The sequence below is a fragment of the Leucothrix pacifica genome, from assembly GCF_003172875.1.
Taxonomy (GTDB): Bacteria; Pseudomonadota; Gammaproteobacteria; order Thiotrichales; family Thiotrichaceae; genus Leucothrix; species Leucothrix pacifica.
In genome coordinates, this window is sequence record NZ_QGKM01000008.1 from 82,759 (window position 1) to 96,043 (window position 13,285).

A 13,285-nucleotide genomic window follows, 5' to 3' on the forward strand; every position below is an offset into this window, starting at 1 on the left:
TTGAACTAAAAGCACATTTCGACATACTAACCCTGTTTAGCTGACAAAAAAGCATCAATTTCGGCTAATATCGACGAAGTGTCATTATTGAGCGGATCATGTGTGGTGATTCCTTGCTCAGAACGTAACCAAGTCAACTGTCGTTTAGCCAGCTGTCTTGTTGCGATGATCGCGCGACTTCTCATCTCCTCGTAGTTTACCTTACCTGTTAAGTAATCCCAAGCCTGCCGGTACCCGACTGAGCGAATTGCCGGTAAATTTTCGTGCAAATCACCTCGTTCATAAAGCGCCTTTACTTCATCAATAAAGCCAGCTTCTGTCATCAGGTCAAAACGTAATTCTGCGCGTTTTCTTAGCCATTCTCTATCTGAAGGGATTAATGCAATTTTTAGTAATCGATAAGGAACTGCATTGACCGCAGCACGTTTGTGTAGCTCGGTCATTGACACACCGCTGACCTCGTATACCTCAAGTGCGCGCTGTAATCTTTGTGGGTCATTGGGGTGAATACGCGCTGCTGATTCGGGATCTACTTGAGCAAGCCGATCATGTAAGGACTGCCAGCCGTTGGCTTCAGCCTCCTGTGTGAGCTTGGCTCGTATTTCCGGATTCGCATCCGGCATATCAGCTAAACCTTGTTCGAGAGCTCTAAAGTAGAGCATGGTGCCACCAACTAATACGGGCACTTTCCCCGCTTCTGTAGCGGTTTTCATTTCAGCGAGTGCATCGCGGCGAAAGTCCGCTGCGGAATAACTTTCTGACGGATCAAGAAAGCTAATGAGTTTATGTGGAGCGCGCCTCAGTGTTTCTTCGTCTGGCTTAGCGGTACCAATATCCATTCCCTTGAAGACTAGTGCAGAATCGACGCTAATTAATTCACAGGGATATTTGTCAACTAAATCAACTGCCAGATCAGTTTTGCCAGATGCCGTCGGACCCATAATGAAGATCGCAGGTGGCAAGGTGGTGTCATTGCTACTCATTACTGACCTCTCATGAAAAGTTTATCCAGTTGATCGACGGATAGCTGAGTCCATGTTGGGCGTCCATGATTGCACTGGCCGCTGCGCTCAGTTCGCTCCATATCTCGAAGCAGGGCGTTCATCTCCGGAATCGTTAAACGATGATTGGCGCGCACAGAGCCGTGGCAGGCCATGGTTGATAGTATTTCATTCATGGCTTCCTGAATTCGTTGGCTGCTTCCGTGAGTAATCAGGTCTGATAATACATCCCTGACTAAGCCTTCAACATCTGCGTTTTTTAGCAGGCTTGGCACAGCGCGTATGGTGATTTTTTCAGGAGATAAGCGGTCAATTTTGAAGCCTAATCGCTCGAAGGTTTCACTATTGGTGTCTGAGCAGTCCGCCTCTTTCTTGCTCACAGAAATTGCTAGCGGTACCAGCAGCGGTTGTGAGCGGATACTGTCAGCTGACATACTACGTTTCAGATATTCATAGGTGATTCGCTCATGCGCCGCATGCATATCGACAACAATTAATCCTTGAGTATTCTGAGCGAGTATAAATATGCCATGCAATTGAGCGAGCGCAAAACCAAGTGGTGGGGCTTCACCAGTTGTCTCATGATCAACCTGAACTGGCATCGAGTGCATACCACCAGCTAAGCTTGTATTTGTATTTGTATTTGTATTTGTATTTGTATTTGTATTTGTATTTGTATTTAGTTGCGTGAATGCCTGACTATTTTGTCCGCTGCTAGGTGCAGGTGTCTCTGCCACACCGTCGCTCCCATGAAGGCGGCGGTATAAATCGACCTGTTGATTCACCGGAATATGCAACGGGCGTTGTTCTGACATCGACGCATAATTCAGCGAGGCTTTTAGTGAGTTGGCCGTTGATTGATCTGCGGTTGATTCGCTCCCGCTTGCGTCGTCACTAAGTTGGTCTTGTGGGCGAATATCTGCCAACGTGCGATGTAGGCTGCGATATAAAAAACCATGAACCAAGCTAGACTCTCTGAAGCGAACCTCGTGTTTTGTCGGGTGTGCATTTACATCAACTTTGGCCGGATCAATATCCAGAAATAATACATAGGCAGGGTGTCGTCCGTGATACAGCACATCCTGATAAGCCTGACGAACAGCATGTGTCACTACGCGGTCTTTAACAATGCGATGATTTACATAAAAATACTGCAGGTCTGCCTGAGAGCGCGAAAATGTAGGCAAGCCAATCCAGCCAGTTAAGCGAAGCTCTGCTCCTTCATGCTCAACCCGAATTGATTGCTCTGTAAAGGCAGGTCCGCAAATCTCCGATACGCGGCGTTCAGCCATTTCTATGGTCGTTGCGGGACGTAAATTCAATACCGTTTTTTGGTTGTGACGAAGGGTAAAGCCTGTTTCAAAACGGCTTAAAGCAACCTTTTTGACGACATCTTCTAAATGACGGAATTCTGTTTTTTCAGTTTTAAGAAATTTGCGTCTGGCAGGCACGTTAAAGAATAAATCACGCACGTCGATAGTCGTACCAACCGCATGAGAACAGGGCTCCGGATCATCAAAGCTTTCCTGGCCACTGCCTTGAAGTTGCCATGCCTGTTCAGCTCCTTCCTCACGAGAACTCAGCGTCAGCCTTGATATCGAGGCAATACTAGGAAGTGCTTCCCCCCGAAAACCAAAGGACAATACATGTTCCAAGTCGTCCAGAGAGGCAATTTTACTTGTGGCATGACGGCTCAGTGCCAGTGGCAAATCTTCCTTGCTTATCCCTCGGCCATTGTCCCGTACGCGGATTCGCTTTACGCCACCTTGTTCGACGTCGATATCAATTTGTGTCGCACCAGCATCCAGTGAGTTTTCAAGTAACTCTTTGATTGCTGATGCCGGACGCTCCACCACTTCGCCTGCAGCGATTTGATTGATCAGGTGTGATGGAAGCTGTTTTATGTACATTGTCGCGGTTATCTATCCTGCATTGCGTGTTGTCTTCGTAAGTGCTGAGCCATTGCGATCCATGCGCCAAATAAGCCTAACAAACTGCTGCAAACTAAAATGATCAGAGTAGCAAAAGTGCCTAAACCACTTACATAGTAATGGCTACCGTACAATTCAGCGAGCCTGTTTACCGGTGCGATCATAAATAACAGTGAAGAGTGGACAATCACTAAGCTAAGAATACCCCCAAACAGGCCGTACCAGATACCACCATACAGAAACGGACGACGTACATATGCCGTGGTGGCACCCACGAGCTGGGATACTTCAATTTCTTCTCGACGGTTCTCAATATTGAGTCGGATGGTGTTACCCACCACAAGTAATACCGTGAGTCCAAGCAGGAATCCCACAACCAGTACTACTCGTTCAGCGATATTCAGAATAGCGCGGAGACGTTGTACCCACTCAGTATCCATTTGTACTGAGTCAACCTCAGGATAGTTCTTTAGGCGCAGGGCTAGTTCATCAAGATCAATATCTGAGTCACCAAACATACTCATGCGAGGCGTCACTACCAAAACGTGAGGCAGCGGATTCCCACCCACTGTGTCTATGATGTCCTGCACACCTGAAATTTGCTTCATGTGCTTCAAGCCATCTTCACGCTTGATGAGCTTAACGTTTTCGATGTCTTTTAACTCCGACAAAAGCTCAGCCCGGTCCTGTGCTTGTTGTTCGGTAATATTCTGTTTGATGTAAATCGAAATCGTCGGCACTTCACGATTGTCATCGGTCAGTGTTTTTAGATTGCCCAGCAGAATATACAACCCTGCGGGCAAGGATAGTGCAATTGCAATAGCCGCCAGCGTGATCCAGGTGGATACTGGGTTTTGCCACAAATGTGCCAAGCTGTAGGAGAACGCCTCTTTATGTTGCGTAATGCGACTGCGAAGTGGCGAGGTGGCTTGTTGTCTGGTACTCATAATCGGCTCACCTGCTCTTTACTTTCTGAAGGGAGATAATGCGCTTGCCCATGCGTTCGATCAGTGGTTGATCGTGACTGGCAATCAATATCGTTGCCCCTAAGTCATTGAACTGAAGAAAAGTTTGCATAATGTCAGAGGCTAAGCCGGGGTCCAGATTACCAGTCGGCTCATCGGCAAGAATAATGCTAGGCTTGTTTACGACAGCTCGTGCGATACCAACTCGCTGTTTTTCACCAGCTGACAGCATCATCGGGTAGTCATTTTGTTTGGACATCAAATTCACTTTATCCAAAGCTGCATGCACACGTCGTTCAATATCGGGCAGACGCATCCCGGAAATCATCAGTGGCAGTGCAACATTGTCAAATATCGTCCGGTCAGAAAGCAGGTGGTGATCTTGAAAAATCACGCCAATACTACGTCTGTAGTTAGCGACCTGATTGCGTTTGAGTTGGCTGATATCAAAGTCGTCAATCAGCACTTTGCCCTGTGTTGGTCTGTCTAGTAAAGCGATTAGCTTGAGTAGTGTACTCTTACCTGCACCAGAATGCCCTGTCAGGAAAGCCATTTCACCTTTTTGAAGTTTCAGGTTTACGTTGTAGAGTGCAATCTGCCCGGTCGGGTACTTCTTGCTTACATCCTGTAATTCAATCATTCAGCCTTGCCTATATTCCCCTGTTAATATTAATGTCTTAGTGGGGATCAAAAAATTAGAGCCGATTTTACGCGTTTTATCAGGCAAAACACAATCGCATCAGTGTGATACTCGATAATATTTAAGAAAAGGTCGAGCTTGCCTGAATCGCAGACAAAGAAAAACGCCACTTCCAATGACAAAAAGTGGCGTTCTTGTGGTGCGAGTATCTCAAAGATTATTGTTGTTGTTTTCCCGGCTTTATTTTTATTATTAATTTAGTGTTGTTAGTTGTTTGCCACCGGGCTCATCGATACTCTTCTTTCAGTCCATCTATTATTATTATTTTTCCTGACTAACAGATAGCAATCGGCGTGCCAATTAATTAGGTTTTGCTAAGTGTTTGAAATGTATGGTTTTGAGGAGGTTTCTCTGAGGCGGAATCAAAAAGACACTGTCAAAATGTGACAGTGTCTGGAATAAGGTGACATTAAAATGTCGGAAGGTGTAGCTATGTCAGGTTTTGAAGCGCATCGACAGATCAATGGCATCGATGTTCTTGGTAATCTCACCAACGGAGATTAAATCAACACCAGTTTCTGCAATCGACAGCACTGTGTCCAGATTAACACCGCCTGATGCTTCCAATGGGATATTCTTGGGGTTATTTTGCACCGCTTTGCACATGGTGGCTAAGTCGAAATCATCTAGCATGATAATATCTGCATCTGCAGCGCAAGCCTCTTCAAACTCCGCAAACGTTTCAGTCTCGACTTCAATCTTAATGCCGGGGTGCAGCTGACGGGCATTCTGAATGGCTTTCGTGATCGAACCGGCTGCCATAATATGATTTTCTTTTATCAGAATCATATCGTATAGACCGATTCGGTGATTCTTACCACCACCGCAGCTAACCGCGTATTTTTGTGCCAGTCTAAAGCCGGGTAATGTTTTACGAGTGTCCAGAATTCGCGTATTGGTGCCTGCGATTTTAGTGACGTATTGGTTAGTCTGGGTCGCTGTTGCAGATAAGGTCTGAACGAAGTTTAATGCTGCACGTTCGCCACTGAGTAGTGAGCGGGAAGGGCCTTGTAATTCGACGATGATCGCATTCGCAGGAATACGGTCACCGTCTTCGAAGTGCCAGGTGATTTTCACACTAGGATCAACCTGTTTGAATACTTCGTCAAACCAGGCACGACCCGAGAGGACTGCTTCTTCGCGACAAATGACCGTTGCTTCTGATTGGCTGTCTTCTGCGATTAAATCGGCAGTGAGGTCTCCATCACCAATATCTTCGCGAAGTGCCAATTGCACCATGGAGCTTATATTGTCAGGCAGGGTCATTTTGTCGTGTCCTAAGTGGTTAACTATTTGACAGTGCTAATCATATAGTCAACAGCAGCCTGGATGTCCTCATCACTAAGCGCTGAGTTACCACCACGAGCCGGCATTGCGTTAACACCGTTTATGGCTGAATCATAAAGTGCGTCCTGACCTTTAGCAAGGCGCTCACTCCAGGCGGTTGTATCGCCAAGTTTTGGCGAACCTGCGGCACCGCTGTCATGACATACATAACAATTCTTAGCGTATGTATTAATGCCAGCAACATTGTTAACCATCACTGCCGGGGCTTTGTCACTAGCTGCTGTAGTTTCTGTCTTATCAGTTTCTGCTGGCTCTGCATCTTGAGCGGCGCTATTACCATCGGCTGGTGCATCCCAGTCAATGCCAGTATCCGCAGTCATAAAGACAATTGCTGAGCGAATTTCTTTATCAGTGATGGAAGGATTACCACCACGGGCAGGCATCGCACCTTTACCGTTTATTGCAGAAGTTACCAATCCATCTAAACCAAGTGATGCGCGGACTGACCAGTCAGCTTCAGAGCCGGTTTTAGGCGAGTTCAGTAAGCCCGTTGCATGACACGCTCCACACACCGCGTTGTAGACTTGCTCACCAGAGCGCTCTACGGGTGCAAGTGATTTATCAACAGCAGCGACATTGCCGACAGGTTGCAGCACTGCGGTCATAGCTTTTTGTTGATAATCCTTTTTAGCCTGATCATCAACACTGTTCTTAGCGACGGTACTTCCCAGATTAGATAACAAGGCAATTACAGCCAGTGCCAAAACAGCACCACCGGCGATCATGAGAATTAGACTTGTCGAATCTTGTTTTTGGGGGTGTTGTTCCATGGTTACTCCTGATGAATGTGCACCCGATAGTGAAACACAACAAGTAGTCGTTGTGTATTATGCACAGCAATTATAAGTTAAAGCCTGCTTAGGCTCTACCGCGCAACGGTTAATAATCAAGATAGCCTGTATAGAATTTCTAAAGGGGTGTCGTGATAAAATTCATAACAAGTTTTATACCCCACCATTGCACTCTGACATAGAGTTGGTAAAGTGCGGCGGTAGCTAGCATTTTGCAACTGAGAGAGAGATTTTCATCGTTATGGATTTTATTGTAGGTCAGCGTTGGGTAAGCCATACCGAAGCGCAGTTGGGATTGGGAGTCATTTCAGAGGTTGCTGATCGCTTAATTACCGTTAATTTCCCGGCTGTTGAAGAGGAACGTTCTTACGCCGTCACCAATGCACCTCTTAGTCGTGTGATCTATAAAGTTGGTGAAAAAATCCAAACGAATGATGGTAAGCAGTTAATCATTGATGAGGTGCTGGAGAATAATGGTGTCTACATCTACTTTGGCAGTGACCCTGATGATGCTGAGCATATCGTCCCGGAATCAAATCTGGATTGCTTTGTTCAATTAACCTCGCCAGTACAACGACTATTTAGTAGTCAGCTGGATCGCGGTGATGCATTCCGACTACGTGTTAAAACCCTAAGCCAAACCCACCGTCTTCAACAGTCAGGCGTGACTGGTTTGATGGGTTCTCGTACTAATTTACTCCCTCACCAGATTTACATTGCCAACGAAGTCGCACAGCGCTATGCGCCAAGAGTATTGCTGGCTGATGAGGTTGGTTTAGGTAAAACTATTGAAGCAGGGATGGTGATACACCAGCAAATTCACACCGGGCGCGCAAGTCGCGTGTTATTAGTACTGCCGCCGTCACTAGTCCACCAGTGGCTGGTGGAAATGCGTAGACGTTTCAATCTGAATTTCTCTATCTTTAATGAAGCACGCTTAGCCGTTGATGAATCCGATGATCCGTTCGGTGAAGAAGAAGCACCAGAGGCTGCCTTGAATCCGTTCGAGAGCGAACAGTTAATTATGTGTAGTCTCGACTTCCTGGCGAACTCACCGATGCGTCAGGAACAAATTCAGGCGGCTGGATTCGATTTAATGGTGGTGGATGAAGCGCACCATCTGGAGTGGTCACCAGAACAGGCTAGTCATGAATACAGCAGTATAGAGGCATTGGCCAAAGTCATTCCAGGTGTATTGCTGTTAACAGCAACCCCGGAACAATTAGGTATTGAAAGTCACTTCGCCCGACTGAGGCTGCTCGACCCGTCACGCTTCCACGATCTGGAAACTTTCCGTCAGGAAGAAGCGGGTTATCAAGCGTTAAATGACGTAGTGCAGCCTTTGTTGTCCTTGCCTGATGATGCCGTGTTGTCCGATAAACAGCTTGCGTCTTTAAAACCCTACCTTAAAGATGGTCAGGCTCAGGAGGCAACCTCGGTATCACAATTGATTCGTCAGTTGCTAGATCAGCATGGCACAGGGCGTGTGTTATTCCGTAATACACGTGCGGCTATCCCGGATTTCCCGGAGCGTGAATTACATGGTTACCCACTGGAAGCGCCTAGCGTTTACAGTGTTGATGATCTGCGTGGCGTCGCAGGTCTGACGCCAGAGACCGCGGCAGAGGAGTTACTCTGGCTGAGCGCTGACCCGCGTGTGAATTGGCTGGAAGAAAAGCTTAAAGCACTGAAGCCTCAAAAAGCATTAGTCATTTGTGCCAACGCTGAAACTGCCGTTGCCTTGGAAGGTTACCTGCAGTTGCGTGCTGGTATCCGCAGTGCAGCGTTCTATGAAGGCTTGTCCGTGGTTGAGCGAGACCGTGCAGCAGCCTACTTTACTGATGAAGAAAATGGTGCACAGGTACTGGTGTGCTCTGAAATCGGATCAGAAGGTCGTAATTTCCAGTTTGCGCAGCACTTAATTCTGTTTGATTTGCCGTTAAATCCAGATCTGCTGGAGCAGCGTATCGGTCGTTTGGACAGAATCGGTCAAAAAAATACCATCCAAATTCATGTACCGTACCTGGAAGACAGTGCTCAGGAAGTATTATTTAAGTGGTACGAGCAAGGCTTAAATCAATTTACACAGAGCTGCGCAGTGGGTAAGGCAATATATGAACGATTTGAAGATGCCTTGCTTGAGCAGTTAGAGCAAAACGATGATGCTATCGGCTTGGAGACACTGATTGCCGATACAGCGGAATACACCGAGCAAATGCGTGAGGCTTTGGAGCAGGGCCGCGATCGCTTATTGGAAATCAACTCCTGTAATAAAGACGTTGCAGCTGAATTAATTAACAAAATTGAAGTGGCTGAAGACCCTGAAGCCTTAGATGATTACTTAGAGCTGCTATTTGATTGTTTTAATATCGATCAGGAATATCATTCGCAACAGGCTTTGATTTTGCGGCCAACTGAGCAAATGCTCACGGATGTATTTCCTGGGCTGCGTGAAAATGATATGACCGTGACAACGGATCGTCAGTTTGCGTTGAGCCGTGAAGATATGGATTTCCTGAGCTGGGAGCACCCGCTCGTTGCGGATGCCATGGATATGATTCTCAGTGGGGAAACAGGTAATGCGACGGTAGCAACATTACCTGTAAAAGGGTTGAGTCCGGGTTCACTCTTGCTTGAGGTGGTGTATGGTACGCGCTGTATTGCGCCAAAGTCATTGCAACTGGAAAGCTGCTTACCGCTAACACCGACCCGTATGCTCCTGACCGCCAAGGGAACGGATTACGCAGAAAAAATTCCACATGAACTAATTAATCAGCGTGCCGAGCGGGTGAAGAAAGCGACGGCCCAAGCGGGTGTTGCAGCAATCCGAACTGACATCGAGGCTATTATTGAAAAGGCAGATGCCTTAGCCAATCAAAAGTTACCAGCGCTGATTGAGATGGCGCAGCAATGTAATCGTGAGCGTTTACAAACTGAAGTGGCGCGTTTGAAAGTGTTACAGGCGGTCAATCCTGCGATTCGTGATGAAGAAATCGAGTACTTCACGGATCAGATAGCACTGGCTGAAGAGCATCTGCAACGTGCTACCTTAGAAATTCAGGCAATCAGAGTGTTAATTACTGTATGAGTCCGGAAACGAAAGCCGTATTTGATCATCTGGATGGTATCCAGCAGCGAGCCTTTGATTTATTGCGCGACCTGCCAGCACGTCGTGAACTGATTGAATCTTATTTCTCGGTAGATCCGAGTACTCACGTGGTGGATGGTAATTGGTATGACGTTGATGCTGGTGGTGTTAAGGCGGAGTGGGTAATTGCTGACAATGCTAAGCCTGACCATCGTCTGATGTACATTCACGGTGGCTCATGGATTTCCGGGTCACCTAAAGGCTATCGCGGCTTAACTTCACGTATTTCGCGTGCAACAGGTTGCGCGGTTCTCAGTGTTGATTATCGTTTAGCGCCAGAACATCAGTTTCCAGCTGGTTTGCATGATTGTTGTGATGCTTTTGAGTGGATGCTGGGCAATGGTCCCGAGGGTGTAGCTGCGGCAAAACAGACTGTGATTTGCGGTGATTCTGCAGGTGGGAATTTAGCGCTCAGCGCTGTACTGCGATTACAGGATTTAGGTGTGCCAGCACCAAATGCTGTGGTGTCGATTTCACCCGCCGTAGACTTTACTGCCAGTAGTCCATCGATTAAAACCCGGGCAGATCGCGATCCCATTATTCATCCGGCAATCTTTGAGGCACTGCAGAAACTGTATTTACCATCCGGTCAGGATATTCGTGACCCTTATTTATCACCGCTGTTTGGCGATCTCAGTCAGTTTCCGCCCTTATTGTTGCAGGTGGGGGATGCAGAAGTGCTGCTGGATGAGTCAGCCCGCATGGCAGAAAAGGCCAAGCTTCAGGGCTGTGATGTCAGTTTGGAAGTGTGGGATGAAATGCCGCATGTGTTTCAGGGCTTCGCGCCATTCTTACCCGAAGCGAATCGCGCGATTGAGTCAATTGGTAACTTCGTCACTACAAAGTTAGCACTTACTTAATCTCTGCATAGTCACCTTGATAGAACACTAAAGCGGATTCTGAGTCATCGTGTCGTAGGGACAGCACTTCGCCGACAATTATTGTGTGGTCACCTCCGTCGTAGGTGTTCCACGTTTTGCACTCGAGTTGTGCGACGCAGTTAGGCAGGAGCGGGACTTTACCGGCACCCTCTGTGAAATCTGTATCTTTGAATTTATCAGCGCCTGTACTGGCAAACAGATTAGATAGATCCCGTTGTTGCTCCCCAAGAATATTCACTGCGAAGTGTTCGCAGTTTTCAAAGATCTCCAAACTATGCGCCCGATGATCGATGCTCCATAGGATAAGCGGAGGATTCATGGATACAGAGTTAAAGCTGCTGGCAGTCATGCCGATGTGTTCGCCAGTGTCTGAGACTGTTGTTATGATTGTCACACCCGTCGGGAACTGCCCCAACGCTTTACGAAAGTCATGTTTATCAATAGTTTGCTTCTGCATCCGTTTTTATCTCAATGTCGATGGGCAGTAATGTCGCCCGGAATGCAGCGGATTATATGGTATAGAGGAAGGTAGTTACTAATACAAACATACCAATGACAATAATAGTCTTTTTAACCCATGGCCTGATGCCTCCCCCCATTTCGGCTTGTTCGTGTCCACAGAGTGGGCAAAAGTATTGAATTTTCTTTTGTGTAAACGGTGTTCCTGCGGTTTCGCTGAGTACGCGCGGCAGCATAGCCTTGTAACAACCGCTACAGTTCATTTGTTGGTACATGATATTTGACTCCAGTTGTGTGGAATATAGTATCGAATGATCGCTGGTTTGTAAGCTTGAAGTCGATGAATCGTTATTGATTTTATTTATCTTTGTGGAAGCTTAATGGGACTAGGGTGTTTTGCTATTGCTATTGATGTGAAGAGAGGGGATTAGTTTTTAAGTCTTGTCAGGGCTGACGGAGAGGCGTGGGGCTAGTGCAAGATTCAGGCGGCGATTGATTGTTTAAAATCAAGGCCGGAAGATCCGGCCTCAACCCGAGATACCAGCTGTTTAAGCTGCTGTTTCTCTTGCTGTCGCTCACCAGAACGACTTTTTTGATGGACGCCGCCTTTGCGCATAATAGGCGCATTAGCGACAGGATTACGCGGTTTATTGCGCTTTACTTTTGCCATGTGAAACCTCCATTTGGTTTGTAGGCGTTTATTATCTGTAACGCTTCTGAATTTATACTATGAAGTAAGCTACAGATACATTAGAGACCTGTACTGCAGTGCTAAGTTCATGTGGTCTAGTTTTCATTAAGCAGTACCGCTAACCTTTGACGCAGACAACTTGTTTGAGCGTATGAACAATCTCAACTAAATCAGACTGATTAGCCATAACCGTATCGATATTTTTATAGGCGCCGGGAATTTCGTCCACGACTCCTTTATCTTTTCGGCATTCGACACCATCCGTTTGTTTAGCCAGATCATCAGCATCAAACAATTTTTTAGCCTTGCTACGGCTCATCACGCGACCAGCACCATGCGAGCAAGAGCAAAATGATGTTTCATTACCCAAACCACGGACAATAAACGATCGCTCGCCCATACTACCGGGTATGATGCCCAGCTCACCCTGATAAGCGCTAATGGCACCTTTTCGGGTCAGATAAACTTCAGCACCGAAGTGATTTTCTCTGGCCACATAATTGTGATGGCAATTAATCGCTTCTTTGGTTGCGGTAAAAGCCGGCAAGTGTGGCTGGATTGCGCTGGTGACTAATCGCATCATTTCACGGCGATTGATCGTCGCGTAATCCTGCGCCCAACCTACGGCTTCGATGTAGTCATCAAAGTACTTCGTACCTTCTTCAAAATAAGCGAGGTCTTTATGCGGCAAGTGGCCGAGTAAATTCCCCATCTCTTTTTGTGCACGGCTAATAAAGTAACGACCAATGGCATTGCCAATCCCACGACTTCCGGAATGCAGCATAATCCAAACATCATCTGCTTCATCAACACAAAGCTCGATGAAGTGATTACCACCACCTAATGACCCAAGCTGTTTGCCCCAAGTATGATGAAAATGTTTTACCATTTTGGTCAAACCAGTGTGCTTGTCGATGATTGGTTTAAGTCCGGCATCCATTTGTTTTAAGGTGGATGCTTTCACCGCATTGTATTTGTGTGAATCAAAACCAACAGGCACTTTGGCTTCAATCGCATTGCGAACGTGTCGCAAACTATCAGGAAGCTGATTTGCCTTAAGCGACAAACGTACTGCGTTCATTCCACAACCTATATCCACGCCGACTGCAGCCGGAATGATCGCACCTTTGGTGGGAATAACCGAACCAACGGTGGCCCCAATACCAGCATGAACATCCGGCATGGCAGCAATATGACTATGTATAAATGGCAGTTGAGCTAGATTGCCCAGCTGATCTAATGAGTTGCTATCGAACTCGTCGGTATATATTTTTACCGGTACTTTGCCCTTATTGAGCGTAAATTTAACAGGCATGAGATAACCCTTATTCTCAATTTCCTGACCAGTTCGCGCATCTTGTCATGGGCGAT

12 protein-coding genes are annotated in these 13,285 nt (G+C 46.7%); 2 read left to right on the plus strand and 10 right to left on the minus strand.

Features of this window, described 5'->3' with window-relative positions:
- Nucleotides 1-26: 26 nt before the first annotated feature.
- The 6 genes from miaA to DKW60_RS04880 all read right to left on the minus strand — a co-directional run bounded on the left by miaA (nt 27) and on the right by DKW60_RS04880 (nt 6,714).
- Nucleotides 27-983 (minus strand): tRNA (adenosine(37)-N6)-dimethylallyltransferase MiaA, encoded by a 957-nt coding sequence (gene miaA / locus DKW60_RS04855; protein WP_109836539.1) that lies wholly within the window; start codon nt 981-983, stop codon nt 27-29.
- Complete coding sequence (mutL, locus tag DKW60_RS04860) at nt 983-2,911, minus strand: DNA mismatch repair endonuclease MutL (RefSeq protein ID WP_109836540.1); 1,929 nt, start codon at nt 2,909-2,911, stop codon at nt 983-985. Before mutL ends, miaA begins: the two co-directional genes overlap by 1 nt.
- Nucleotides 2,912-2,919: 8 nt before the next feature.
- Complete coding sequence (gene ftsX / locus DKW60_RS04865) at nt 2,920-3,879, minus strand: permease-like cell division protein FtsX (protein WP_109836541.1); 960 nt, start codon at nt 3,877-3,879, stop codon at nt 2,920-2,922.
- Between the two features lie 7 nt (nt 3,880-3,886).
- Complete coding sequence (ftsE, locus tag DKW60_RS04870) at nt 3,887-4,537, minus strand: cell division ATP-binding protein FtsE (RefSeq protein ID WP_109836542.1); 651 nt, start codon at nt 4,535-4,537, stop codon at nt 3,887-3,889.
- 495 nt (nt 4,538-5,032) lie between these two features.
- On the minus strand, nt 5,033-5,863 hold the full coding sequence (gene nadC, locus DKW60_RS04875) for a carboxylating nicotinate-nucleotide diphosphorylase (RefSeq protein WP_109836543.1): 831 nt from the start codon (nt 5,861-5,863) through the stop codon (nt 5,033-5,035).
- 23 nt (nt 5,864-5,886) lie between these two features.
- A complete protein-coding gene (locus DKW60_RS04880) occupies nt 5,887-6,714 on the minus strand; it encodes a c-type cytochrome (RefSeq protein WP_109836544.1) in 828 nt (275 codons plus the stop codon).
- Nucleotides 6,715-6,976: 262 nt separating this feature from the next.
- On the opposite strand from DKW60_RS04880, the gene rapA reads away from it, so the two are divergent.
- Both rapA and DKW60_RS04890 read left to right on the plus strand, forming a co-directional pair.
- Nucleotides 6,977-9,823 carry an RNA polymerase-associated protein RapA gene (gene rapA / locus DKW60_RS04885; RefSeq protein ID WP_109836545.1) on the plus strand — a complete coding sequence of 949 codons (2,847 nt, stop codon included), beginning with the start codon at nt 6,977-6,979 and terminating at the stop codon, nt 9,821-9,823.
- Nucleotides 9,820-10,743, plus strand: a complete 924-nt coding sequence (locus DKW60_RS04890; protein WP_109836546.1) for an alpha/beta hydrolase — start codon at nt 9,820-9,822, stop codon at nt 10,741-10,743. Before rapA ends, DKW60_RS04890 begins: the two co-directional genes overlap by 4 nt.
- Here the strand turns inward: DKW60_RS04890 and DKW60_RS04895 are convergent.
- The 4 genes from DKW60_RS04895 to DKW60_RS04910 form a co-directional block, all read right to left on the minus strand.
- The gene (locus DKW60_RS04895; RefSeq protein WP_109836547.1) at nt 10,736-11,221 is read right to left on the minus strand and encodes a flavin reductase family protein; all 486 of its coding nucleotides are present in this window, start codon (nt 11,219-11,221) and stop codon (nt 10,736-10,738) included. The two genes, DKW60_RS04890 and DKW60_RS04895, sit on opposite strands and share 8 nt — an antisense overlap.
- Nucleotides 11,222-11,273: 52 nt before the next feature.
- A complete protein-coding gene (locus DKW60_RS04900) occupies nt 11,274-11,498 on the minus strand; it encodes a hypothetical protein (RefSeq protein WP_109836548.1) in 225 nt (74 codons plus the stop codon).
- A 206-nt stretch (nt 11,499-11,704) separates the two neighbouring features.
- Nucleotides 11,705-11,893 carry a hypothetical protein gene (locus tag DKW60_RS04905; RefSeq protein ID WP_109836549.1) on the minus strand — a complete coding sequence of 63 codons (189 nt, stop codon included), beginning with the start codon at nt 11,891-11,893 and terminating at the stop codon, nt 11,705-11,707.
- A gap of 139 nt (nt 11,894-12,032) precedes the next feature.
- Nucleotides 12,033-13,229 (minus strand): RtcB family protein, encoded by a 1,197-nt coding sequence (locus tag DKW60_RS04910; RefSeq protein ID WP_109836550.1) that lies wholly within the window; start codon nt 13,227-13,229, stop codon nt 12,033-12,035.
- Nucleotides 13,230-13,285 lie beyond the last annotated feature (56 nt).